Genomic DNA, 24,715 nt, shown 5'->3' on the forward strand with positions numbered 1-24,715 from the left:
CCGAGCAGGCAAGATGGGCGGCAGGGCAGTGCACCCGCCGGGCCCCTCGCGCTCAGTCCGGGGTCGGCCGGGCGATCAAGGTCCGCAACGCGCACGAAATGGTGTTGTGGTGGGATGCTCAGGTGCCCGACCGCCTCCGCCCGGCAGCGGGGGAAGGCGGCCTGACCAGCAAGGATGGGGAATCGGAAGATGGACAAGCAGCAGGAGTTCGTGCTCCGGACCTTGGAGGAACGCGACATCCGGTTCGTACGCCTGTGGTTCACGGACGTACTGGGCTTCCTGAAGTCCGTCGCCGTGGCCCCCGCCGAGCTGGAACAGGCATTCGACGAGGGCATCGGCTTCGACGGCTCCGCCATCGAGGGCTTCGCCCGGGTCTACGAGTCCGACATGATCGCCAAGCCGGACCCGTCCACCTTCCAGGTCCTGCCCTGGCGCGCGGAGACCCCCGGCACGGCCCGCATGTTCTGCGACATCCTCATGCCCGACGGCTCACCGTCCTTCGCCGACCCGCGCTACGTCCTCAAGCGCGCCCTCGCCCGCACCTCCGACCTGGGCTTCACCTTCTACACCCACCCCGAGATCGAGTTCTTCCTGCTGAAGGACCGCCCGCTCGACGGCACCCGCCCCACCCCGGCCGACAACTCCGGCTACTTCGACCACACCCCGACCAACGTCGGCATGGACTTCCGCCGCCAGGCGATCACCATGCTGGAGTCGATGGGCATCTCCGTCGAGTTCTCGCACCACGAGGGCGCCCCGGGCCAGCAGGAGATCGACCTGCGCTACGCCGACGCGCTCTCCACGGCCGACAACGTCATGACCTTCCGCCTGGTCATGAAGCAGGTCGCGCTGGAGCAGGGGGTGCACGCGACGTTCATGCCCAAGCCGTTCAGCGAGCACCCCGGCTCCGGTATGCACACCCACCTCTCCCTCTTCGAGGGCGACCGGAACGCGTTCTACGAGTCCGGCGCGGAGTACCAGCTCTCCAAGGTCGGCCGCTCCTTCATCGCGGGCCTGCTGCGGCACGCGGCGGAGATCTCGGCGGTCACCAACCAGTGGGTGAACTCCTACAAGCGCATCTGGGGCGGCTCCGAGCGCACGGCTGGCGCCGGCGGCGAGGCGCCCTCGTACATCTGCTGGGGCCACAACAACCGCTCGGCCCTGGTCCGGGTCCCGATGTACAAGCCGGGCAAGACCGGCTCGGCCCGGGTGGAGGTGCGCTCCCTGGACTCGGGCGCCAACCCCTACCTCTCGTACGCCGTACTGCTGGCCGCGGGCCTCAAGGGCATCGAGGAGGGCTACGAGCTGCCGCCGGGCGCCGAGGACGACGTCTGGGCGCTCTCCGACGCCGAACGCCGGGCGATGGGCATCGAGCCGCTGCCGCAGAACCTCGGCGAGGCACTGACCCTGATGGAGCGCAGCGACCTGGTCGCCGACACCCTCGGCGAGCACGTCTTCGACTTCTTCCTGCGCAACAAGCGCGCCGAGTGGCACGAGTACCGCAGCGAGGTCACGGCGTTCGAGCTGCGGAAGAACCTGCCGGTGCTGTAGGGGCAGGTCAGGGCGGTTTTCTTCGCCGATACGGTGGACGGGGCGACGGCTGGTGACCGTCGCCCCGAGGCGTTTTAGGCGTTTTGCCGCCGCTGGGCCGTCTCTGGGCCGTCAGACCCTGGATCGGCGCCCGCACAGAGGCTGTCCACGGCCTTCCGGGTCCGGGCGTCGCTGCTCGGCATCAGGTGGGTGTACACCCGGAGCGTGAAACCCGGATCGTTGTGTCCGAGGTAGTTTGCTCAGCGCCTTGATGTTCTCCCCGGCGTTCAGCAGAACCGAGACGTAGAAGCGCCTGAGGGCGTGCATGCCGTGCTCTCGGGCGGCCTCGCGTGTCCGGGCGCTGAGGACGCCAGCGGACGCTAAACATTTTGTTTAGCGTCCGCAGGAACAGTGCAGGTCAGAGGGGGTGGGCAGTGCCCGGCGGACGCTGTCTTCCCTCAACTCTCTGGTTAAGTCATGAGGTCAGGCCAATCACCGGCGGCCGCCTGGCCGCCTCTGTTCCCTGCTCGTATGGTGGTCGCCCCTGAGGCGAGAGGAGGCAGAGTCTCTCTGTTGGTTATCGCCCTGCTGAGAATTCGACGAGGAAGAAGTGGAAGCGCCCGAAGGCTGCATCTGCGCCCACGAGGCTACAGGATTTCCGTAGTCGGTCGTTGTGTCCGTCTGCTGGGACACGGCGTCAGCCTGCTGAGTCCACCCGCCCGCCTGGCTCGACCCTCTTTGTTGCCGTGCCATTCCATGGTGTTCTTGCATGGTTACTGGACTGATCTGGTCAGCTCCCGGACGCGGGTACGGGAGCGTATTTGTGGCGGAGCGGCGGGCTGGGTCACTCACTAGACCGGTAACGTGCAGCGTTTCCCTGAGGTCCTCCGGAAACCCTTGCCTGAAGCCCCTCTGGCGCAATTGATGGATTTCTTGGCCTAGAGGGAATCTCTCGCTGTTCTCGCTGTTCTCGTCGGTACCCAGATTTATGAACAGGTTACGCGGGGGGTTATAGTATCGCCCGGAAGCAGGATCCGTGCTACGAGGATCCGCCAAGTAAATATCGACAGCCTGGTGGAGCCTATCCATTCGCGTTGGTCGCGTACTGGTCTCGCTGGTCTCGTCTGAAAATCCATCCATTGTTCCGCTAGTGTTCTCAAAATGTGGCATCGTCACCGCTTCCCTTCTGACTTTCTCACCAGTTCGGTCAACTGTCCGGATTCCGGATGTTAGCGAATTCCATCAGCGGCGTAGTACGGTGACGGCCCGCCTGTGACCACGCCCTCCACTAACGTGTCCCGCGCCTGCGCGGTTCACTTCGATCAGCTGACGACAGTCAACGACTGCCAAATCCTCGGCGTGAGCGGCGTTTCCGGTGACTGCCCGAGGCCGCTGGAGGGGAGCGTTACCTCCTGCGCAACAAGCGCGCCGAGTGGCACGAGTACCGGAGCGAGGTCACGGCGTTCGAGCTGCGGAAGAATCTTCCGGTGCTCTAGGGGCGGGGCGGGGGCCGCCGGGGGCGGGGCGCGTTCCGTGCTCCCGGCGGGGCCGTGTCACGCGCCGCACGGGTCCGGCAGCATGGTCACGCGCCGCACGGGTCCAGCATCACGCCTCGGCCCGCTGCGTGATGGCCGCCTCGGTGCGGTCCCCCAGGAACTCGTACCAGCGGCGTTCCAGGCAGACGTAGCGCACGTCCGCCTCGACGAGGCTGAGGAAACCCGACACGGTCTCGCTCAGCCGGTGCTGCAAGCCCGTGTCGGCCAGCGTGCCGTCCTCGGTGAACGCCTGGTAGCTGTTGGGCAGGCTGAACATGTCCGGGTAGACGCGGGTGCCCAGGTGTTCCAGGGGAACCCGCAGGGCCCACAGCCCGCGGTTGCCGCCGACCAGGGACGGCGAGGCCGAGACGAGCAGCGCGTGCTTCGTCTTGAAGGGCTGCGGCCGGACCCGCGAGACCCAGTCGATCGCGTTCTTCAGCACGCCCGGCACGGAGGCGTTGTACTCCGGCGAGGAGATGACGAAGGCGTCGTTCCGGTCGATCCGGTCGCGCAGGGCGAGGGCGCCCGGCGGGAGCCCTTCGGCGGCCTCCACGTCGCCGTCGTACAAGGGCATGCCGAACTCGCGCATCCCCGCGAGGTCGACGGTCGCACCGGTGTCGGAGACGAGCCGGGCCACGAGGGCGGCGAGGCGGGAGTTGGCCGAGTCGGCGCGCAGGGCGCCGCCGAAGACCAGGACCCGCAGCGGGCCGGGAACGGTGTCCGTGGGCATGGGTCCGTCCTTCCGTCAGGGGCGCGCGCCCTCCGCGGGGCCCTCCACTGACCAGTGTGGTTCCGGGAGGGCCGCCGTGCGACAGGGCGGGGGGCGAGCCGGGCCGGCGGGCGCCCGCGCGGCGGTCAGCCCAGGTAGGCCGGGGACACCGCGGCCGAACTGATCCGCCGTGCCGTGCCCGTGCCGTCCGCCGGGACCTGGTACAGGTCGGCTCCGTAGTCGCCGGGCAGCGCGTACACGATGGTGTGCGCGTCCCGCCACACCACCTGGTCGTCGACGCTGCGCCGCTCCGCGAGCGGGGTCTCGCGCATCGTGCGCAGATCGAGGACGTACAGGTGCCAGGGGGCGTCCGCGGGCAGGCCGGGCACCCGCTTCTTGTACGCGATCCGGGTGCCGTCGGGGGACAGCGAGGGGCACTCCACGTTCTCGTGCAGGGTCGTCACGGTGTCCGTCGTCAGGTCGCCGCGGACCAGGTACGTCTTCCCCTTCGTGGCCAGGGTCGCGTAGAAGGTGCGGTCGTCCGCGGCGAACGTCACGCCCCAGAAGTTGACGTCGGGGGAGGTGTGGGCGCGGCCGTCCTTGACGACGTGGAACTCCTCAAGGGACGGGATCAGCCGGCCCGTCGCCGTGTCCACGATGGTGGCGCGGGTGGAGAAGTTCGTGCCCGCGTAGGAGTCGCCGCCCACGAACGCCGTCCAGGCGGCGAACCGGCCGCTGGGGGAGACCCGGGCGCGGGAGGGGATGCCGGGGACGTCGTAGCGGGCCGTCGGGTGCAGCCGGGCGTCGAGGACCAGGGCGCGGTAGGAGTCCGAGACCGGGCCGTGCACCGCCTGGAGGCACACGCCGGTGCCGGACGCGGCGTAGAAGCGCAGGCACTTGACGCCCGAGGCGGTGCGCGGCGCGTCCGGGGCGCTCGCCGGGACCTCGGTGAGTTCGTCGCGGTGCGGGCCCCAGGCCATGTTGCGGAACACCAGGCGGCCGGGGTCCGTCAGCGCGACCCGGCCCGAGGCGACCGGCGGGCCGCCCGCCTGGGTGTGGTCGCGGCGCTCGGCCCGCGCCGACGCGTGCAGGACGGCCGCCAGCGCGACCGCCGCCAGGACGACGACGGCCGACGATAGGACCAGGATGCGGGACCGCAGGGTCATGAGGTGTGCTCCCGGTCGGGGTGGAGGGTGTCCTCCGGGCTCGGGTGGAGGGTGTCCTCCGGGCTCGGGCGGGGGGCGTTCGGACGCAGGGTGTACGAGACGGCCGCGCAGGCCGCGAGCGCCACCGTCGCCGCCGCCAGCGCCGCGCGGTCGCCCCACAGCGTCCACGCCGCGCCGAACAGCAGCGAGCAGGCGAACCGGGTCAGGGCCTGTCCGGTCTGCACGACGGCGAGACCGGAGGAGCGCAGCGCCTCGGGCACGCCGTCCGAGGCCGCCGCCATGAGGACGCCGTCGGTGGCCGCGTAGAAGCCGCCGTGCAGGGCGAGGACCGCGTACGGCAGGGCGGTGCCGTGCCAGGAGGTGAGCAGCAGGCCGTACGCCGCCAGCAGGGCGCCGTGGCCGGCCAGGAAGACCCGCCAGCGGCCCACCCGGTCGGCGAGCCGGCCCAGCCCCACCGCGAGCAGCAGGAAGGCGGCGGCCGTGCCCAGCGGCAGCAGCGCGAACCAGCGGTCGGGGACGCCAAGACGGCGTTGCAGCAGCAGGTACACGAAGGAGTCGCTGACCGTGGCCAGGCCCAGCAGCAGCGCGCAGACCGTGATCCGGCGCAGGTCGCGGCGGCGCAGCAGGGCGAGGGCGGCGCGCAGCGTGGGCCGTGCGTCGCCGTCGGCGGCCGGCCGGGAGACGCCCGGCGCGTTCGGGCGGCGGTCCGGCCGGTTCGTGCGGCGGTCCGGCAGGTACGTGCCGCCCGCCCCGCCCGGTACGAACAGGACCAGGACCAGCACCCCGGTGGCGGCCACGCAGAAGCTCACCGTGAACACGGCGTCGTAGCCGTCCACCGTGGCCCGCAGGATCAGGAAGGCGACGAGCGGACCGAGCAGGGCGCCCGCCGTGTCCATGGCGCGGTGCACGCCGAACGCCCGGCCGCGGGTCTCGGGCGTGCTGGAGAGCGAGATCAGGGCGTCGCGCGGGGCCGTGCGCAGGCCCTTGCCGGTGCGGTCGGCGGCCAGGATCACCCCGATCGGGGTCAGGGTGTGCGCGACGAGCAGCAGGGGCTTGCACAGCGCCGAGACGCCGTAGCCGAGCCCGGCCACCCACTTGTGCCGGCCGCCGCCGCGGTCGGCGAGGTGGCCGCCGACGAGCCGGACGAGCGCGGAGAAACCGTTGTAGATGCCGTCGAGCAGTCCGAAGCCCAGCGGCGACAGCCCGAGCCCCGCGACCAGGTACAGCGGCAGCACCGCCGTGACCATCTCCGAGGAGACGTCGGTGACCAGGCTGACCGTGCCGAGCGCGAGGACGGTGGGCGCGACCGCGTGGCGGCGCCGCCCGGCGGGTTCCGGCCGGACGGCGCCTTCCGCGGACGGCGTGCTCGCGCGGCTGTCCGCTACGTACACGTCAGGACGTCCAGATGCCGGTGATGTCCTTGGCGGAGGCCGCGTTGCCCGCGTGGCTCGTGAGGCCCTGCGAGTCCTCCAGGGTGCGCAGCAGGTCGTAGTGGTTGTACTTGGTCGAGGAGCTGGCGCCCGCGGTGACCTGCTGGCCGTAGAACACCGTCGGGATGCGGTTGCCGCTGAGGCTGTTGTCCTCGTCGAAGGTGACGACGAGGAGGCTGTTGTGGGTCTTGGCCCAGGTGGCGTAGGCGCCCAGGTTGTTCTTCAGCCAGGTGTCGCCGCTGGACACCGAGCAGTCGTGCATGTCGCTGCACAGGTTCGGGACCACGAAGGACAGCTGCGGCAGCGTGGCGTAGTCGGTCGGGAACTGCGCGAACGTCTTCGCGGACGAGGTCGGCACGTTGCTGAAGCCGAACCACGGGTTGTGCTTGCGGGCGTACTTCCCGCTGCTGCACGTGGTGGAGCCCTGGCTGGGCAGGGTCTCGTTGTAGCTGGCCCAGGTGCGGCCGGCGGCGAGCTGCTCGGAGGCCAGGTTGGCGGCCGTGGAGAAGCCGGGGGTGTAGCAGCTGTCGTCCGTGATGCCCTGGGTGGAGCCGGAGAACAGCGCGAAGTAGTTGGGCTGGCTCGGGTGGGTCTCGGCGTACGACTGGGTCAGGTTGGCGCCGCCCGTGACCAGCGAATTGATGTACGGGGCGCTGGAGGAGCCGATGACCTGGCTGTACGCGTGGTTCTCGAAGACCACGACGACCACGTGGTCCGGGGTCGGTACGGCGCCCGCGGCGTGCGCGGACTCGCTGCCGAGGCCGGTCCACACCCCGAAGCCGGCCGCGGCGAGGGCCACCGCGGACGCCACGACGGTACGGGCTCGGCGGAACACGGAACTGCCGGACACATCTACCTCCGGTGAGGGGAGAAGGCGGAGTGACGGTGCCTGTAAACCATGTACACGACAATAATCCGTGGTGCCACACCCTGCGTCCCGGCGGATGAAAACCGCGTGAACTACAGCCCCGCGCGGCCCGGCCGCGTTGGGCCCCGCGTGGCCGGGCCGAGCGGGCCCCGCGTGGCCGGGCCGCGCGACGGGCCGACCGGCCTGGTTTCCCGGCCGGGCCGGGCGGGTCCTGCCAGGGCCGGCCGGGTCCCATCAGCGCGACGGGATCCCGGCGGTCCGGCCGGTTCCCTGTGGTCCAGCAGGTCTTGCCCGGCTCCTGCCCGGGTCCTGCCCGGGTCCTGACCGGGTCCTGACCGGGTCCTGTCCAGGTCCTGCCCTTGTCCAGGTCCTGTCCAGTTCCTGTCCAGTTCCTGTCCAGTTCCTGTCCAGTTCCTGTCCGGTCCGGCCCGCCGGACCCCGGTCAGCCGAACCGCCACCTCGTCTGGCCCAACGGCTCCCCCTCGGCGAACCTGCCGAAACCCAGGACGACCCGCGGCGCCACCGCGAACACCGTCGCCCGTCCAGGACCGTGCTCGAAGCAGCCGTCCCCTACGCCGAAGCGCCACTCGGAGCCGTACTTCGCCGCCCAGGCGGCGGCCAGCCCGCGCAGCCGCCCGTCCTCGGTGACGCGCACCGCCGTGCCCTCCACCGCCAGGTTGTAGCCCTCGTCCCAGGCGCCCGCGCCGGTGGTCAGCACCACCTCCGGGTTGCGGTCGAGGTTGCGCGCCTTGCGTTCCCCGGCGCCGGTCGCGAAGTGCAGCGCCCCGCCGTCCCAGACCGCGAGCAGCGGGGTCGCATGCGGACGCCCGTCGGGCCGTACGGTCGAGATCCAGAACAGTTCGGCCGTACGCAGCAGCGCCTCGGCCGCGGACCAGGCGGGCGCGGTGGCGCCCGCCCCGGAGTACCGGCGGTCCAGCTCGCCCATGGGTTCCGGCATCGTGCCTCCCTGCGCAACGACGGTGTTCTCAAGGGACAGACCGGGCGGACGCGCGCAACTCATCGCGGACCGTCCCGGCGCTTCACCCGGGCTCTGCGGTTAGGCTCTGGCCAGGACGGCTTGATCCTGACCTGATTCGATACCTGATCCGACCCGCTTAGACCCGATTCCACCCGATCCGAGGGGAGGCCGCGGATGACGCCGGGGCGCAGGAGCAGTACCTTCACGCGACTGCTGCGGCACGGCTTCACCGACCCCTCCGGCGCCGAGCGCCTGCTCGACGGCGCCGAGCTGGCACCCGTCCGCGACGACCCGGTGCTCCTGGAGGCGCTGGGCGCGACCGCCGACCCGGACCTCGCGCTGCACGGCCTGGTACGGCTGCTGGAGGCCCAGCCCGACCCCACCGCCCGCCGTGAACTGCTCGACACGCTGATAGCGGCCAAGCCGCTGCGCGACCGCCTGCTCGGCGTGCTCGGCGCCTCCGAGGCCCTCGCCGACCACCTGGCCCGGCACCCGCGGGACTGGGCGGAGCTGGTCACCTACGAGCCGCGCGACCTGCACCCCGGGGTGGAGGAGTTCGAACGGGGCCTGGCCGAGGCCATCGACCCCGTCTCGCTGCGCGTCGCCTACCGCCGCTGTCTGCTGTCCATCGCCGCCCGCGACGTGTGCGGCACCACCGACGTCGCCCAGACCGCCGCCGAACTCGCCGACCTCGCCACCGCCACCCTGCGCGCGGCGCTCGCCATCGCCCGCGCCGCCGCGCCCGACGACGCCGCGCTGTGCCGGCTCGCGGTGATCGCGATGGGCAAGTGCGGCGGCCACGAGCTGAACTACGTCTCCGACGTGGACGTGATCTTCGTCGGGGAGGCCGTGGACGGCGCCGACGAGGACAAGGGCCTCAGGGCCGCCACGAAACTCGCCTCGCACATGATGCGGATCTGCTCCGAGATCACCGTCGAGGGCACCATCTGGCCGGTCGACGCCAACCTCCGTCCCGAGGGCCGCAACGGCCCGCTGGTGCGCACCCTCAGCAGCCATCTCGCCTACTACCAGCGCTGGGCGAAGACCTGGGAGTTCCAGGCGCTGCTCAAGGCCCGCCCGGTGGCCGGGGACATCGAACTGGGCGAGGAGTACGTCGACGCGGTCGAACCCCTGGTCTGGCAGGCCGCCGAACGCGAGAACTTCGTCCCCGACGTGCAGCAGATGCGCCGGCGCGTCGTCGAGAACATCCCCGCCGCCGAGGTCGACCGCGAGCTGAAGCTGGGCCCCGGCGGCCTCAGGGACGTCGAATTCGCCGTCCAGCTTTTGCAGTTGGTGCACGGCCGGTCCGACCCCGCGCTGCGCAGCGGCACCACCCTGGACGCGCTCGCCGCCCTCGCCGCCGGCGGCTACGTCGGCCGCGCCGACGCCGCCCGGCTCGACGAGGCGTACCGCTTCCTGCGCTCCATGGAACACCGCATCCAGCTCCACCGGCTGCGCCGCACCCACCTCGTCCCCGAGGACGAGGCCGACCTGCGCCGCATCGGCCGCTCCCTCGGCCTGCGCACCGACCCGGTGACCGGCCTGATCCGCGCGTGGCGGCAGCACACCGGCGTGGTGCGCCGCCTGCACGAGAAGCTGTTCTACCGCCCGCTGCTCGCCGCGGTCGCCCAACTCGCCCCCGGCGAGGCCCGGCTGAGCGCCGAGGCGGCCCGCGAGCGCATGGTCGCCCTCGGCTACGCCGACCCCGCCGCCGCGCTGCGCCACCTGGAGGCGCTGGCCGCGGGCGTCACCCGCAAGGCGGCCATCCAACGCACCCTGCTGCCCGTCCTGTTGGGCTGGTTCGCGGACTCGGCCGACCCGGACGCGGGCCTGCTCAACTTCCGCAAGGTCTCCGACGCGCTCGGCAAGACCCCCTGGTACCTGCGGCTGCTGCGGGACGAGGGCGCGGCGGCCGAGAACCTGGCCCGGGTCCTGTCGGCCGGCCGGCTCGCCCCCGACCTGCTGATGCGCGCCCCCGAGGCGGTGGCCCTGCTCGGCGACGGCGACGCGGGCGGCCTCGAACCCCGCGGACGCGCCCCCCTGGAGCAGGAGATCCTGGCCGCGGTGGGCCGCGCGGAGAACGCCGAGCAGGGCGTCACCGCGGCCCGCGGCGTCCGCCGCCGGGAGCTGTTCCGCACGGCCGCCGCCGACATCGTCGACTCCTACGGCACCGAGGCCAACCCGGTGGAGCCCGACCAGGGCGCGCTGGTGGACCGGGTCGGCGGCGCGGTGTCGGACCTGACCGCGGCGACCCTCGCGGGCACGCTGCGCGCGGTGGTCCGGGCCGGCTGGGGCGACACCCTGCCGACCCGCTTCGCGATCATCGGCATGGGCCGCTTCGGCGGCCACGAGCTGGGCTACGGCTCCGACGCCGACGTGATCTTCGTGCACGAACCGCAGGACGGCGTCAGCGACCGGGAGGCCGCCGAGGCGGCGAACAAGGTCGTGTCCGAGATGCGCCGGCTCCTCCAGATCCCGAGCGCCGACCCTCCGCTGCTGATCGACGCCGATCTGCGCCCCGAGGGCAAGTCGGGTCCGCTGGTGCGCACCCTGAGGTCGTACGAGGCGTACTACCGCAGATGGTCCCTGGTCTGGGAGTCCCAGGCGCTGCTGCGGGCGGAGCCGGTCGCCGGGGACGCCGACCTGGGCCGCCGCTTCATCGAGCTGGTCGATCCGCTGCGCTACCCGTCCCAGGGCCTGGACGACGACGCGGTGCGTGAGATCCGGCGGCTGAAGGCCCGCATGGAGTCCGAGCGCCTGCCGCGCGGCGCCGATCCGAAACTGCACACCAAGCTGGGCCCCGGCGGGCTCTCCGACGTCGAGTGGACCGTGCAGCTGCTCCAGCTGCGGCACGCCTGGGCCGAGCCGGGCCTGCGCACCACCCGTACCCGCGAGGCCCTGGCCACCGCCCGCGCGGCCGGACTGCTGTCCGACGAGGCGGCCGCGACCCTGGACGAGTCCTGGATCCTGGCCACCCGGGTCCGCAACGCCGTCATGCTGGTCCGCGGCCGGGCCGGCGACACCTTCCCCACCGACTCCCGCGAACTCGCCGCCGTGGGCCGCTACCTCGGCTACACCTCGGGCCACGCGGGCGACATGCTGGACGCCTACCGCCGTACGACCCGCCGCGCCCGCACGGTCGCGGAGGAACTCTTCTACGACGCCTGAGCCCTTGACGTCCTACGACGCCCGAGCCCACGACGCCCGGTGCCGTTCGGCGGGATCGGGCGGAGTCCGCCGCGGTGCGGCGGCGCCCTACGACGCCTGGGCCCAGGACGGCGACCGGCGTCCCCGCGGGCAGGCCGGCACCAGGCGGGGCAGGGCGTACGGCAGGGCGCCGCACCACAGCCGGGCCAGGGAGAAACCGAAGGCCAGACACATCACGCCGCCGACCGCGTCGAGCCAGAAGTGGTTGGCGGTCGCGACGATGACCACCAGGGTCGCCGCCGGGTACAGCAGGCCGATCATCCGCACCCAGGGCACCTTGGCCAGCGCGAAGATCGTCAGCCCGCACCACAGGGACCAGCCGATGTGCATCGACGGCATCGCGGCGTACTGGTTCGACATGTGCTTCAGATCGCCCGAGGCCATCGAGCCCCACGTGTGGTGGATCAGCACCGTGTCGACGAAGTGCCCGCCGTTCATCAGCCGGGGCGGGGCCAGCGGAAACAGGTAGTAGCCGACCAGGGCCACGCCCGTCGTCGCGAACAGCGCGAGCCGCGCCGCCGCGTAGCGCCCGGGATGACTGTGGTACAGCCACACCAGTACCCCGAGCGTCACCACGAAGTGCAGTGTCGCGTAGTAGTAGTTCATCCCCACGATCAGCCAAGTGACCGAGTTCACGGCGTGGTTGACGAACCCCTCGACGGCGATGCCCAGCCCGTGCTCGGTCCGCCAGATCCAGTCGGCGTTGCGCAGCGCCATGCCGCGTTGCTCCGGAACGGCGTTGCGGATCAGCGAGTACGTCCAGTAACTCACCGCGACGAGCAGGATCTCGAACCACAGGCGGGGCCGTCGCGGGGTGCGCAGCCGCACCACGAAACGCCGCACGCGCTCGCCCGTGACCGCCTGCGGAGCGGCCTCCTCCACACGACCTTCCGGCGGTGTCACGGTCGAGTCACTCATAGGCACAGAGTCTGCCAGAAAAGCTATCTCCGACAGATCATCCCAAGGTCGGGTCCACAACGCATGTTCTACGACACCGGGATACCCCCGGTGCCCACCGGCACCCGGCCCGCCCGCCGTGTCCCGCGCCCTCCCGGACGGGGCCCGCGCCGGGTCAGGGACGGCCGCGGTCCCCGGGCGCCGACGCCGTCGAACCGCGCACCACCAGCTCCGGCATGAACACGAACTCGCTGTGCGGCGCGGGGGTTCCGCCGATCTCCTCCAGCAGGGTGCGCACCGCCGCCTGCCCCATCGCCGGCACCGGCTTGCGGATCGTGGTCAACGGCGGATCGGTGAAGGCGATCAGCGGGGAGTCGTCGAAGCCGACCACCGAGACGTCCCGGGGGACGTCCAGGCCGCGCTGCCGTACCGCCCGTATCGCGCCGAGCGCCATCATGTCGCTGGCGCAGACCACGGCCGTGCAGTCCCGTTCGATCAGCGCCGCGGCCGCCGCCTGCCCGCCCTCCAGCGTGTACAGGGAGTGCTGGATCAGCTCCGCCTCGACCGTCCGAGCGGCCAGCCCCAACTGGTCCCGCATCGCCCGCACGAAACCCTCGATCTTGCGCACCACCGGCACGAACCGCTTCGGCCCCAGGGCCAGCCCGATCCGGGTGTGCCCGAGCGACACCAGGTGCGTCACCGCCAGCGTCATCGCCGCCCGGTCGTCCGGCGAGATGAACGGCGCCTGCACCTTCGGCGAGAAGCCGTCGACGAGGACGAACGGCACGCCCCGGGCGCGCAGCCGTTCGTAGCGCTGCGTGTCGGCGGTGGTGTCCGCGTGCAGCCCGGAGACGTAGATGATCCCGTCCACCCCGCGGTCCACCAGCATCTCGGTCAGCTCGTCCTCCGTCGACCCGCCCGGGGTCTGGGTGGCGAGCACCGGGGTGTAGCCCTGGCGGGTCAGCGCCTGGCCGATGACCTGTGCCAGGGCCGGGAAGATCGGGTTCTCCAGCTCCGGCGTGATCAGCCCCACCAGGCCCTCGCTGCGCTGCCGCAGCCGTACCGGCCGTTCGTAGCCGAGCACGTCCAGCGCGGCCAGCACGGACTGGCGGGTGGTGGCGGCGACACCCGGCTTGCCGTTCAGGACACGGCTGACCGTCGCTTCGCTCACCCCCGCCTGCGCGGCGATGTCCGCGAGCCGTGTGGTCACGCCACCGGACTGTACCGGTCGTGTCCTTCGCTGCCCACCGGCCGGACGCCGGGCGCGGGAGGCCAGCGGGCTGCGGTTGACGCTCGCGGCCGCACGGTCGGCGGCGGGGTGCTGCGTCATCGCGGTCCCTCGTCCTTCCGGTCGCGCCGGGGGATGGCAAGACCTTGCAGAGTCTTGCACGGCCACTCGGGTCCCGCCGATCAGCGGGGCCGCCAGACTGTGCGCGGCCCGGTGGGCGGGTCCGGCGCTCCGGGCGGACCGGAGCGCCGGGCCGCGGCACGAAGTACGGCGGCACCGCTTGCACTATTTTTCTGCAAGGTCTTTCGCGCGGGTTGCAACGCTGTTACCTTCACGTCGCCCGGCGGCCTCCCCGCCCCCGGCCTACGGAGCGGGGACCCACCGGCGCGTCGGCAGGCCCCGGGGCGGCGGACGGGCCCGCCCCCTGCACCACTCGGGCATCTCACCTTACGGAGGACTCATGCGGCGTGGCATAGCGGCCCTGGCGCTGGTGGCGTCCCTCGCCCCGGCGGCGACGGCGTGCGGCGCGGGCGACAGCGGCGGCGACCGGGCGGCCGGCCCGGTCACCCTCACCTGGTGGGACACCTCCAACGCCACCAACGAGGCACCGACGTACCGGGCCCTGGTCGAGGAGTTCGAGGCCGCCCACCAGGACATCCGGGTCAAGTACGTCAACGTCCCCTTCGACCAGGCGCGGAACAAGTTCGACACCGCCGCGGGCGCCGCGGGCGCCCCGGACGTGCTGCGCTCCGAGGTCGGCTGGACCCCGGCCTTCGCCAAGAAGGGCTACTTCCTGCCGCTGGACGGCACCGCCGCCCTCGCCGACCGCGACGCGTTCCGGCCCAGCCTGATCACCCAGGCCCAGTACGACGGCAGGACCTACGGCGTGCCGCTGGTCACCGACACCCTCGCGCTCGTCTGCAACAGGGCCCTGTTCCGGCAGGCCGGCCTCACCGCGGCGCCCAGGACCTGGGACGAACTGAAGTCCGCCGCCGCCAGGATCAAGGAGAGGACGGGCGCCGACGGCTACTGGGGCTCCACCGCGGGCTACTACGCCCAGCCCTTCCTCCACGGCGAGGGCACCGACACCGTCGACACCGCGGCCAAGAAGATCACGGTGGACTCGCCCGCCGCCGAGAAGGGCTACGGCACCTGGCTGAGCCTGTTCTCCGGCAAGGGCCTGCACAGGGCCGACACCACCGCCGACGCCTACGCCCACATCCAGGACGCGTTCGTCAACGGCAAGGTCGCCGCGATCGTCCAGGGCCCGTGGGAGATCACCAACTTCTACCGGGGCACGGCCTTCAAGAACAAGGCCGACCTGGGCATCGCGCCCGTCCCGGCCGGCTCCACCGGCGAGGCGGGCGCCCCGACCGGCGGCCACAACCTCTCCGTCTACGCCGGCTCCGACCGGGCCCACCAGGAAGCCGCCCTGAAGTTCGTCGACTTCATGACCTCCGCGAAGTCCCAGGAGACCGTCGCGCTGAAGAACTCCACCCTGCCGACGCGCGCCGACGCCTACACCGCCCAGGTCAGGGCCGACCCCGGCATCGCCGGCTTCCAGAGCGTGCTCGCCGCCGCCCGGCCGCGCCCGGCGCTGCCCGAGTACGGCTCCCTGTGGGCCCCGCTGGACACCGAACTGCCCAAGGTCGCAAGCGGCAAGGAGTCCCTGGACGAGGGGTTGGCCAACGCCCGACTGGCGATCGCGAAGCTGGTACCGGACTTCGGCGAGTGAGCGCCCCGCGACCGCCCCAGCCCTGATCCGCAGACCTTCCAGAAGGTGGCCGAACCATGACCGTCGCCATCGACCGCGCGACCGGCGAGCGCCACGGTGACCGCGCGCCCCGGACCGGGCCGGGGCAGCGCCTCAGGCGCGGCTACCGGAAGCACTGGTACGCCTACGCCATGATCGCCCCCGTGGCCGTGGTGCTGGGCGTCCTCGTGCTCTACCCCCTGGCGTACGGGCTCCACCTCACCCTGACCGACGCCGACAGCCTCAACACGGCCCGCACCATCGGCGTCCACCACATCGACGCCACCTACCGGTTCATCGGCCTGGACAACTACCGGGACGTACTGTTCGGCCCGACGGCCTACGACCGGTTCTGGTCGCACTTCCTCTGGACGATCGGGTGGACCGCGGCGTGCGTCGCGCTCCACTACGGCATCGGCCTCGGCCTCGCCCTGCTGCTGAACCAGCGGCTGCGCGGCCGCACGGTGTACCGGCTGATCCTGATCCTGCCGTGGGCCGTGCCCACCTTCGTCACCGTCTTCGGCTGGCGCTTCATGCTCGCCGACTCGGGCATTGTCGACTCGGCCCTGCACGCCCTGCGCCTGCCGGCGCCGCTGTGGCTGGAGGACACCTTCTGGCAGCGGTTCGCCGCCGTCATGGTCAACACCTGGTGCGGGGTGCCCTTCATGATGGTCTCGCTCCTCGGCGGCCTCCAGTCCATCGACCCCACCCTCTACGAGGCCGCCGAGATGGACGGCGCGGGCGCCTGGCAGCGGTTCAGGTACGTCACCCTGCCCGGCCTGACGGCCGTCAGCTCCACCGTCGTACTCCTGGGCGTCATCTGGACCTTCAACCAGTTCGCCGTGATCTTCCTGCTGTTCGGCACCACCGCCCCGGACGCACAGATCCTGGTGACCTGGGCCTACTACCTGGGCTTCGGACAGCAGCCGCGTGACTTCGCGCAGTCGGCCACCTACGGCATCCTGCTGCTGGCCGTCCTGATCGTCTTCACCTCGTTCTACCGCCGCTGGCTGAACCGCACCGAGCAGCAGCTCGCGATCTGAGGCAGGAGTTCCCATGACCACGACCACCGTCGAGACCTCCGCCGAGACCTCCGCCGCGACCGCCGGCGCCCGGCGCCCGGCGGGCACCGCCGGCCGGGCCCGCCGCGGCGGACCCGGCCGCCTCGCCTCGCTCGCCTCGCACGCCGCGCTGGTCGTCGCGAGCCTGATCGCGGTCTTCCCGATCGCCTGGCTGGTCTTCCTCTCCCTCGGCCCGGACAAGGACGACTACCTGCACCCCGGCGGCATCTGGGCCAGGATGACGTTCGACAACTACGCCTTCGTCCTCGGACACACGGCGTTCTTCGACTGGCTGAAGAGTTCGCTGATCGTCTCCCTGGGCACCACGGTCATCGGCGTCCTGGCCGCCGCGACCACCGGCTACGCGGTCTCCCGGATGCGCTTTCCCGGCTACCGCAAACTGATGTGGACGCTGCTGGTCACCCAGATGTTCCCGATCGCCGTACTCATCGTGCCGATGTACCAGATCCTGTCGGACCTGCGGCTCGTCGACAGCTACACCGGGCTGATCCTCGTCTACTGCTCGACCGCCGTGCCCTACAGCGCCTGGCTGCTCAAGGGCTACTTCGACACCATCCCGTTCGAGATCGACGAGGCGGGGCGCGTCGACGGACTCACCCCCTTCGGCACCTTCACCCGGCTGATCCTGCCGCTGGCCAGGCCCGGACTCGCGGTCGCCGCCTTCTACACCTTCATCACCGCCTTCGGCGAGGTCGCCTTCGCCTCGACCTTCCTGCTCGACGACGGCAAGTACACCTTCGCCGTCGGCCTGCAGAGCTTCGTCAGCGAGCACGACGCCCAGCGCAATCTGATGGCGGCCACCGCCGTGCTGGTCGCGATACCCGTGTCCGCGTTCTTCTACCTCGTACAGAAGAACCTGGTGACCGGCCTGACCACCGGCGGCACCAAGGGCTGACGCCCCGATCCGGCAAGGCCCCCGCACCCACGCGCCGTACCCGTCCGACGAACCGACATCCGCCCCGCGCCCGGCCGTCCCGGAGCGCGGGAACCCATCGCAGCAAGGACGCCATGAGCCGACAGCACCCTGCCGCCCCGTCCGCACCCCCCTCCCCCCACGCAGCCTCCCCCCACGCAGCCGCCCCCGGCGCTGCGCACCGCGACTGGTGGCGCGACGCGGTCATCTACCAGGTCTATCCGCGCAGCTTCGCCGACTCCGACGGCGACGGCATGGGCGACCTGGCAGGAGTCCGCTCCCGCCTTCCCTACCTGCGCGCCCTCGGCGTGGACGCCGTGTGGCTCAGCCCGTTCTACGCCTCGCCGCAGGCCGACGCGGGCTACGACGTCGCCGACTACCGGGCCGTGGACCCCATGTTCGGCACCCTCACGGACGCCGACGGGCTGATCCGCGACGCCCACGCGCAGGGCCTGCGGATCATCGTCGACCTGGTCCCCAACCACTCCTCCGACCAGCACGAATGGTTCAAGCGGGCGCTCGCCGAGGGCCCCGGCTCGCCGCTGCGGGACCGTTACCACTTCCGGCCCGGCAAGGGCGCCCGCGGTGAACTCCCGCCCAACGACTGGGAGTCCGTCTTCGGCGGCCCGGCCTGGACCCGGGTGCCGGACGGCGCGTGGTACCTGCATCTGTTCGCCCCCGAACAGCCCGACTTCAACTGGGAACACCCGGCCGTCGGCGACGAGTTCCGTACGATCCTGCGGTTCTGGCTGGACCTCGGGGTGGACGGCTTCCGTGTCGACGTGGCCCACGGCCTGGTGAAGGCCGAGGGCCTGCCGGACATCGGCACGCGCGACCAGGTACGGCTGCTGGGCAACGGTGTCATGCCGTTCTTCGACCAGGACGGCGTGCACGCCGTGTACCGCGAGTGGCGCACCGTCCTCGACGAGTACGCGGGCGACGAGGAGCCCGCGGCCGCGTCGGCACCAGGGCGGCCGCGGCGGACGGGCGGGCGGATGTTCGTCGCCGAGGCATGGACCCCGACGGTCGAACGCACCGCGCGCTACGTCCGCCCGGACGAACTGCACCAGGCGTTCAACTTCCAGTACCTGAGCACCGACTGGGACGCCGGGGAACTGCGTCGGATCATCGACCGCACCCTGGACGCCATGCGCCCGGTCGGCGCCCCCGCCACCTGGGTGCTCTCCAACCACGACGTCACCCGGCACGCCACCCGCTTCGCCAACCCGCCGGGCCTGGGCACCCAGATCCGCACCGCGGGCGACCGCGAGCAGGGCCTGCGCCGGGCCCGCGCCGCCACCCTGCTGATGCTGGCGCTGCCCGGGTCGGCCTACCTCTACCAGGGCGAGGAGCTGGGCCTGCCCGACGTCGTCGACCTGCCGGACGAGGTACGCCAGGACCCGGCGTACTTCCGCGGCGCCGGACAGGACGGCTTCCGCGACGGCTGCCGGGTGCCCATCCCCTGGACGCGTACGGGACCCTCGTACGGCTTCGGCAGCGGCGGCAGCTGGCTGCCGCAGCCGTCGACCTGGGGTGAGCTGAGTGTGCAGGCACAGCAGGGCACGCCCGGTTCGACGCTGGAGCTGTACCGCCGCGCGCTGCGGCTCCGCCGCGCCGAGCCGGGCCTCGGCGCGGGCGACGCGGTGGAGTGGCTGCGCGCCCCCGAAGGCGTCCTGGCCTTCCGGCGCGGGGAGTTCGTGTGCGTGGCGAACACGACGGGGGAGTCGGTGACCACCCGCTCCCACGGCCGGGTCCTGCTGAGCAGCGGCGACGAGGTGACCGAGGCCGACGGCGAGGCGAAGGTGCCGGCCGACACCACGGTGTGGTGGGCCATGACCTGACGGCCAGTCAGAAACGTCGGGACTGCCGCCCACCGCCCCTCACGGACCTCGGGCGGCACTCCTGTGCCGGTACGCCGACGCCCAGCCTGTTCTCCACCAGCGAGTCGCCACTCGCTGATCACGCACCCCCGGGTCTCCGGAACCGGGACTCACCCATGCCCTTGGCGCAGGCTCCTGTCCCCGCCCGGGCGAAGCCCCCTTGTGGGTCGGCCACGCTTTCCCAGCGGCCTGTCAGCGAGATCCCGTCCTCATTGTCAGGCAGTAGGGAAAGGGCCGGGCTCAGGTGGCGGCTGAGGAGGGCGTCCGCCTGGCCGGAATGGAAATTCGTCCTCGGCCTGTTCAGGTCTCGACCACGTGCGGAAGCGGGCCGGCGGGCTTCCGCGTCTCCATTCTGGATCTGCCCTTTCGAATTCGAACGCGCCCGTGACTTGGACGAGATCTTCAAGCATCCGGCGCGTGAGGGCTTGGTCCAAGTGCTCGGCGACGCCCTCTGATCCCCAACGGACGATGAGTTCTGCCGCCTTGGTGAGCCCTTCGACCGTGGCACCGGGGAAAGCGAGAGCGAGGGAGGCACGCACGATCTCGACTGCGTCCTCGGAACGCATGATCACCTCCTTCTCTCACACACGATGCAGATGCCTGCCTGGGCGGTGATCACGAGTACAAGGTGCGCGGTTTCCTGTACTTGCTTGAGGCACTCGTGTCGGTCCAGGTGGGCGTACTGCTGTGTCGACAGCATGTCCCGGATGAAGACTTCCCAGTGGTCTTGGGATCGATCCCAATCGTTGCGGTGGGCAACGCGTACCCAGGCGTCGACGAAGTTCTGTTGAGCGTAGCTGCCGTGGAAGTAGGTATGAAGATTTGGGATAAGTCGTGGCGGCTTGAATCGCTGGCCCCAGGTGCGCTGCCGGAACAGCTTCTCCGTAGAGATGGCTTTCGCGCTGCTGATGCGTTGGGCGATGACGTGGCCCGCCACGCCACCGATGATGGCAGGGACGAGAAGCCAGCCGAGTATGGACGCCGTCCACAGGGCGAGCGTGTCCGGCGGATCGATGAGCGTGAACGCCTTGTAGACGTGGCTCGGCGAGGTGGAACTGGCAGCGTAGACGTACAGAGCCGCAGCACCGATGATGAGCGGGATCCCCCAGTCAATGATCCATTGGGTGACCCCTTTGAGTGCCTTCCGGGATCGCCACGTCCTACGGAGCCGCCTCCCGAGCGTTCTGTTGGTGGGCGCCAGTTTGAGGTCTGGCGGAATCGGTAGGGGTCCCCCTGGCACCTGCATCCCCCGTTCGTTCGATGCGAGGCGCTGGTCGTGTTACGCACTCCCTCGCGGCGGTGCCAGGGGATTCTGCACTACTGGATTGTCGTATGCCAAATGGGCACGAGCTTCGTCGCGCACCGCCATGAAACGCCGCTCAGGGCCCGGTGCAGAACATGCTGTGCGGGGATGTCGTCGCGCTCCTACTCGTCGTCGCTGCGAGGGTCGTCGTGGGTTTTGCGCCGGTCGTCGATGCGGATGATCACGGGGTCGCTCTGGATGCTGTTGCTCGGGTTGTCGGCGATGTCCTTGACGATGCGGCCGATGCGCTGGTGGATGTGGTGGGCGATGGCCTGGGTGCCGATGCTCGCGGCCGGGTTGTTCCTGACTTGGTCAAGGCTGGTGAGGATGGCGACGAGGCTGGGCCCGGAGAGGTGGACGCTGATGATGCCGGCGGTTTCGGTGACGGCGCCGGGGACGTGAAAGTGCTGGTCGGCGCCCGCGTGTTTGACGAGGAATTCCCAAGTGTCGCGGTGGGCGTGGAGGGCGGCGGCAGAGATGCCGGCGGCGGCTCGGAGCGTGTCGAGATCGGGGGCTTGGTCGTCGTCCCGCTGCTCTGGCTGGGGTTCGGCGATCGGTTCCGGCTCGGGCTGGGACGGGCCGGCTGCCGACTCGTCGGCTGACGCGGGCGCCGCGGCCGTCTTCTCCGGCTCGGGCTCCCGGGACTGAGCGGCACGGAGTTGCGCGTCGACGAGGTCGAGGCCGTTGCGGATGGCGGCGAGTTCGCCGCCGATCTGGGCGAGTGGCCCGGTGGTGATGTCCTGGGCGCGGGTCATGGCGTCTGTGGTGCGGTTCATGGCGTCGCGTGCGACGGTCAGGATCTCCGAGAGGCCGGTGTTGGCGTCTTGCTGGATCCGGTCGATGGTGTGCTGCTGGTCGGTGACCTGCTGCTTGAGTGCGGCGAGCGTCGCTGTGAGGTCAGTGAGCTGTTTGGTGATCCCGTCGAGTTTGCACCTGTCGCCACTGCCGAATGCCACATTGCCCCCTTGAGTCCGGTGTCGACCTTGAACAGGTTGGGGTTGTGGCTACTTGTCGGCAAGGTCACGAATTGGCCAGGGGCATAGACCGACCGTGGCTGCTGTGGCAGAGAGTCCGTCCGGCAACGGAAGATCACACTCAGCTCTCCGCGGCCTGTGCAGCGTGCCTACGATCGCTGGGCGGCTTCGGGACCTAACCGAGCTGCCATCGGTGAGGGGGGATTCTGTCCAGATTCTCATGGGTCCCTGCTCGGATTCTCCGGGACAACCTCCGCCGGTGGGATACCCGGTGGGGTGTACCGGTGGACGTGCGGGCAGCTCGGGCGGGGTTGATGCTGGGTGCTGGGTGGGCGGAAGTCGCCGGTGGTGAAGGAAACCGCCTTAGGCGGACACGTGTGAAGGAACCGCCCGGGGATCCGACGCTGTTGGAGGGATCGGGCGGGGCTTCTACCGTAGGGCGTGGGGTGGGCGATCGGGTGAGGGCGTCGAGGAGGCAGACGGTATGTAGCCGGACCGGTGGCCGACCGGCACGCCGGGGTTTCCGACGGGCTCGGTCTCCCGTTGGCCCGCTCTCCCGACCGCCCGCCACCGGGAGAGATAGTGCGGAGACTTCGTCCGGCCCGCTGCCCGGGGCGGTGGCGGGCCTCTACCATCTGCGCCACCGCAAGTCGTCCGGAATGTTTCTGCAAGAACCTTCAACGGTGAAGGAACCCCCACATGGCACGCAGATCCCTCTCCGGGGCGCTCGCCCTCACGGCCGCCGCACTTGTCATGAACCCGACTGTCGCGCAGGCGTCCCCGCCCGGCACCAAGGACGTCACCGCCGTCCTCTTCGAGTGGAAGTACGCCTCGGTGGCCCGCGAGTGCACGAACACCCTCGGCCCCGCCGGATACGGCTACGTCCAGGTCTCCCCGCCCGCCGAGCACATACAGGGCGCGCAGTGGTGGACCTCGTACCAGCCGGTCAGCTACCGGATCGCCGGCCGCCTGGGCGACCGTACGGCCTTCCAGAACATGGTGAACACCTGCCACGCGGCGGGCGTCAAGGTGGTCGTCGACGCGGTGGTCAACCACATGTCGGCCGGATCGGGCACCGGCACCGGCGGCTCGTCCTACACGAAGTACGACTACCCCGGCCTGTACTCGGTCCACGACTTCGACGACTGCACCGCCCCGGTCTCCGACTACCGCGACCGCTGGAACGTCCAGCACTGCGAACTGGTCGGCCTCGCCGACCTCGACACCGGCGAGGACCACGTCCGAGGAGCCATCGCCGGGTACCTCAACGACCTGCTGGGCCTCGGCGTGGACGGCTTCCGCATCGACGCCGCCAAGCACATCCCGGCGGAGGACCTGGCCGCCGTCAAGTCCCGGCTGACCGATCCCCACGTCCACTGGAAGCAGGAGGTCATCTACGGCGCGGGCGAGGCCGTCCAGCCCACCGAGTACACCGGCACCGGCGACGTCCAGGAATTCCGCTACGCCTACGACCTCAAACGCGTCTTCACCAGCGAGAAGCTCGCCTACCTGAAGAACTACGGCGAGGGCTGGGGCTACCTGAACAGCTCGGTCGCCGCGGTCTTCGTCGACAACCACGACACGGAACGGGGCGGCAGCACCCTCAGCTACAAGAACGGCGCCGACTACACCCTGGCCAACGTCTTCATGCTCGCCCTCCCCTACGGCGCCCCCGACATCAACTCCGGCTACGAGTGGACGGACCCGGACGCCGGACCGCCCGGCGGGGGCACGGTCGACGCCTGCTGGCAGAACGGCTGGAAGTGCCAGCACGCCTGGCCGGAGATCAAGTCGATGGTCGCCTTCCGCAACGCCACCCGGGGCCAGGCGATGACGGACTGGTGGGACAACGGCAACGACGCGATCGGCTTCGGCCGGGGCGCCAAGGGCTACGTCGCCGTCAACCACGAGTCCTCGGCCCTGACCCGCACCTACCAGACGTCCCTGCCCGCGGGCACGTACTGCGACGTCCAGAGCAACACGACGGTCGCGGTCGACTCCTCGGGACGGTTCACCGCCACCCTGGGCGGCAACACGGCCCTGGCGCTCCACGCGGGCAAGCCGTCCTGCTGAGCCGCCGCCACCGACCGGCGCGTACGGTGGTGGCGGCCACCCCGGCCGCGGGCCGGGGCGAGGCCGTCGCCGTGGAACAGGAGCGCAGATGCCGCAGATCACCGTCGACTACTCCCGCACCCTGGAGCCCGCGTTCGACCGCGGGGGCTTCGCGCGGGCGCTGCACGAGGCGGTAGTCGAGATCGCGGCGGCCAGGCCGGACGCGTGCACGACGCAGTTCCGGCCCAGCACGCTCACCGCGTCCGGCTACGCCGACCCGGCCGAAGGGGAACACGCCGCCGTGCACGTGAGCATCGGACTGCTCGCCGGGCGCGCCGACGAGACGAAGGCCAGGCTGACCGAGGCCGTGCTCGACCTGCTCCGCGAGCACCTCGCGGAGCAGGACGCCACCGTGCACGCCTCCGCCGAGATCCGCGACCTCGACCCGTCGTACCGCAAGTCCGACCGCCGGAGCCCCTGATCGCGGACAGGTTCAGGACGCCAGGGACACCAGCAGGCCGATCAGTTCCGCCAAGGGACCGTCGGCCGGTTCGTCCTTGACCAGCCCGCGCAGCAGGTCGGCCATCTCCGCGTCGTGGGTGGCGCTCACCACGACCAGCGCGGCGAAGTCCTGCACGAGCTGAACCTCCAGTTCGGCGCGCGGGATGCGCCGCCCGTCCAGCCAGATCAACGCGGTCGACTCGGCCAGCGAAATCCAGGAGCGGACGATCAGTTCCAGCCGCGCCGGGGCGTGCGCCACCCCGAGATGCGAAAGGATCTGGTCGTACGCGGCCTGCCGTACGGAGTCGACGAGCGCGTTCGTCGTGGAGGAACCGACCGCCGGACCGCCGCGCATCAGCGCCGAGAAACCGGGCCCGTGCTCGTCCACGAAGTCGAAGAACCGGCGCATCACCCGCAGCAGCCGCGGACCGAGCGGGCCTTCCGCGGGCTCCGCGAACCGACCGGCCAACTCCTCCGCGGCCCGCTTCAACGCGGCCTCGTACAGGCTGAGTTTGCCCGGGAAGTAGTGGTAGACGAGCGGGCGTGAGATACCCGCCGCCGACGCTATCTCGTCGATGGAGACCTCGTCGGGGGAGCGGCGGCTGAACAGTTCGAGGGCGACGCCGATCAACTGCTGCCGCCGCTCCTCGACTCCCATTCTGCGGCGAACCCCGGTACTCATACGAACACCTTACCGATCGAATCCGG

General features: G+C 71.0%; 18 protein-coding genes and 2 pseudogenes. 9 read left to right on the forward strand and 11 right to left on the reverse strand.

Annotated features, from left to right (window positions below):
* The first annotated feature begins 189 nt into the window (after positions 1 to 189).
* Positions 190 to 1,551, forward strand: a complete 1,362-nt coding sequence (locus ACFC09_RS12130) for a glutamine synthetase family protein (RefSeq protein WP_376526200.1) — start codon at positions 190 to 192, stop codon at positions 1,549 to 1,551.
* 74 nt (positions 1,552 to 1,625) lie between these two features.
* On the opposite strand, the pseudogene ACFC09_RS12135 reads toward ACFC09_RS12130, so the two are convergent.
* Positions 1,626 to 1,914, reverse strand: a pseudogene (locus ACFC09_RS12135) (integrase); the annotation flags it as partial.
* 1,022 nt (positions 1,915 to 2,936) lie between these two features.
* On the opposite strand from ACFC09_RS12135, the pseudogene ACFC09_RS12140 reads away from it, so the two are divergent.
* A pseudogene (locus tag ACFC09_RS12140) lies at positions 2,937 to 3,026 on the forward strand (glutamine synthetase); the annotation flags it as partial.
* Positions 3,027 to 3,135: 109 nt separating this feature from the next.
* Here ACFC09_RS12140 and ACFC09_RS12145 read toward each other — a convergent pair.
* The 5 genes from ACFC09_RS12145 to ACFC09_RS12165 form a co-directional block, all read right to left on the reverse strand.
* Positions 3,136 to 3,795: an NADPH-dependent FMN reductase gene (locus tag ACFC09_RS12145; RefSeq protein ID WP_376526202.1), complete on the reverse strand. Its 660-nt coding sequence runs from the start codon at positions 3,793 to 3,795 to the stop codon at positions 3,136 to 3,138.
* 125 nt (positions 3,796 to 3,920) lie between these two features.
* Positions 3,921 to 4,940 (reverse strand): TolB family protein, encoded by a 1,020-nt coding sequence (locus tag ACFC09_RS12150; protein ID WP_376526204.1) that lies wholly within the window; start codon positions 4,938 to 4,940, stop codon positions 3,921 to 3,923.
* Positions 4,937 to 6,331: an MFS transporter gene (locus ACFC09_RS12155; RefSeq protein WP_376526207.1), complete on the reverse strand. Its 1,395-nt coding sequence runs from the start codon at positions 6,329 to 6,331 to the stop codon at positions 4,937 to 4,939. The genes ACFC09_RS12150 and ACFC09_RS12155 overlap by 4 nt, the downstream gene beginning before the upstream one ends.
* Before the next feature lies 1 nt (position 6,332).
* Positions 6,333 to 7,220, reverse strand: coding sequence for an alkaline phosphatase family protein (locus ACFC09_RS12160; RefSeq protein WP_376526209.1), 888 nt, complete (start codon positions 7,218 to 7,220; stop codon positions 6,333 to 6,335).
* Between the two features lie 460 nt (positions 7,221 to 7,680).
* A complete protein-coding gene (locus ACFC09_RS12165) occupies positions 7,681 to 8,196 on the reverse strand; it encodes a pyridoxamine 5'-phosphate oxidase family protein (protein ID WP_376526212.1) in 516 nt (171 codons plus the stop codon).
* A gap of 195 nt (positions 8,197 to 8,391) precedes the next feature.
* Here ACFC09_RS12165 and ACFC09_RS12170 point away from each other — a divergent pair, with 195 nt between their 5' ends.
* Positions 8,392 to 11,385, forward strand: coding sequence for a bifunctional [glutamine synthetase] adenylyltransferase/[glutamine synthetase]-adenylyl-L-tyrosine phosphorylase (locus ACFC09_RS12170; RefSeq protein ID WP_376526215.1), 2,994 nt, complete (start codon positions 8,392 to 8,394; stop codon positions 11,383 to 11,385).
* A gap of 87 nt (positions 11,386 to 11,472) precedes the next feature.
* Here the strand turns inward: ACFC09_RS12170 and ACFC09_RS12175 are convergent, their stop codons facing one another.
* Both ACFC09_RS12175 and ACFC09_RS12180 read right to left on the reverse strand, forming a co-directional pair.
* Complete coding sequence (locus tag ACFC09_RS12175; protein ID WP_376526217.1) at positions 11,473 to 12,342, reverse strand: phosphatase PAP2 family protein; 870 nt, start codon at positions 12,340 to 12,342, stop codon at positions 11,473 to 11,475.
* 154 nt (positions 12,343 to 12,496) lie between these two features.
* Positions 12,497 to 13,531, reverse strand: a complete 1,035-nt coding sequence (locus ACFC09_RS12180) for a LacI family DNA-binding transcriptional regulator (RefSeq protein WP_376526219.1) — start codon at positions 13,529 to 13,531, stop codon at positions 12,497 to 12,499.
* A gap of 478 nt (positions 13,532 to 14,009) precedes the next feature.
* Here ACFC09_RS12180 and ACFC09_RS12185 point away from each other — a divergent pair, with 478 nt between their 5' ends.
* From ACFC09_RS12185 to ACFC09_RS12200, 4 genes are all read left to right on the forward strand, one after another.
* A complete protein-coding gene (locus tag ACFC09_RS12185; RefSeq protein WP_376526222.1) occupies positions 14,010 to 15,284 on the forward strand; it encodes an extracellular solute-binding protein in 1,275 nt (424 codons plus the stop codon).
* 56 nt (positions 15,285 to 15,340) lie between these two features.
* Complete coding sequence (locus tag ACFC09_RS12190) at positions 15,341 to 16,345, forward strand: carbohydrate ABC transporter permease (protein WP_376526226.1); 1,005 nt, start codon at positions 15,341 to 15,343, stop codon at positions 16,343 to 16,345.
* Positions 16,346 to 16,358: 13 nt separating this feature from the next.
* A complete protein-coding gene (locus ACFC09_RS12195; RefSeq protein ID WP_376526234.1) occupies positions 16,359 to 17,279 on the forward strand; it encodes a sugar ABC transporter permease in 921 nt (306 codons plus the stop codon).
* Between the two features lie 113 nt (positions 17,280 to 17,392).
* Positions 17,393 to 19,138 (forward strand): glycoside hydrolase family 13 protein, encoded by a 1,746-nt coding sequence (locus ACFC09_RS12200; RefSeq protein WP_376526237.1) that lies wholly within the window; start codon positions 17,393 to 17,395, stop codon positions 19,136 to 19,138.
* Between the two features lie 607 nt (positions 19,139 to 19,745).
* Here ACFC09_RS12200 and ACFC09_RS12205 read toward each other — a convergent pair.
* Positions 19,746 to 20,423, reverse strand: a complete 678-nt coding sequence (locus ACFC09_RS12205) for a DUF6313 family protein (RefSeq protein ID WP_376526239.1) — start codon at positions 20,421 to 20,423, stop codon at positions 19,746 to 19,748.
* A 179-nt stretch (positions 20,424 to 20,602) separates the two neighbouring features.
* Complete coding sequence (locus tag ACFC09_RS12210; RefSeq protein WP_376526242.1) at positions 20,603 to 21,436, reverse strand: hypothetical protein; 834 nt, start codon at positions 21,434 to 21,436, stop codon at positions 20,603 to 20,605.
* 717 nt (positions 21,437 to 22,153) lie between these two features.
* Here ACFC09_RS12210 and ACFC09_RS12215 point away from each other — a divergent pair.
* Positions 22,154 to 23,527, forward strand: a complete 1,374-nt coding sequence (locus ACFC09_RS12215; protein ID WP_376526244.1) for an alpha-amylase family protein — start codon at positions 22,154 to 22,156, stop codon at positions 23,525 to 23,527.
* Positions 23,528 to 23,615: 88 nt separating this feature from the next.
* On the forward strand, positions 23,616 to 23,987 hold the full coding sequence (locus ACFC09_RS12220) for a 5-carboxymethyl-2-hydroxymuconate Delta-isomerase (RefSeq protein WP_376526246.1): 372 nt from the start codon (positions 23,616 to 23,618) through the stop codon (positions 23,985 to 23,987).
* Positions 23,988 to 23,999: 12 nt separating this feature from the next.
* Here the strand turns inward: ACFC09_RS12220 and ACFC09_RS12225 are convergent, their stop codons facing one another.
* Positions 24,000 to 24,665, reverse strand: a complete 666-nt coding sequence (locus ACFC09_RS12225) for a TetR/AcrR family transcriptional regulator (RefSeq protein ID WP_376526333.1) — start codon at positions 24,663 to 24,665, stop codon at positions 24,000 to 24,002.
* Between the last annotated feature and the right edge of the window lie 50 nt (positions 24,666 to 24,715).

The sequence above is a fragment of the Streptomyces sp. NPDC056161 genome (genome assembly GCF_042268025.1).
In the GTDB taxonomy this organism is placed as follows: Bacteria; Actinomycetota; Actinomycetes; order Streptomycetales; family Streptomycetaceae; genus Streptomyces.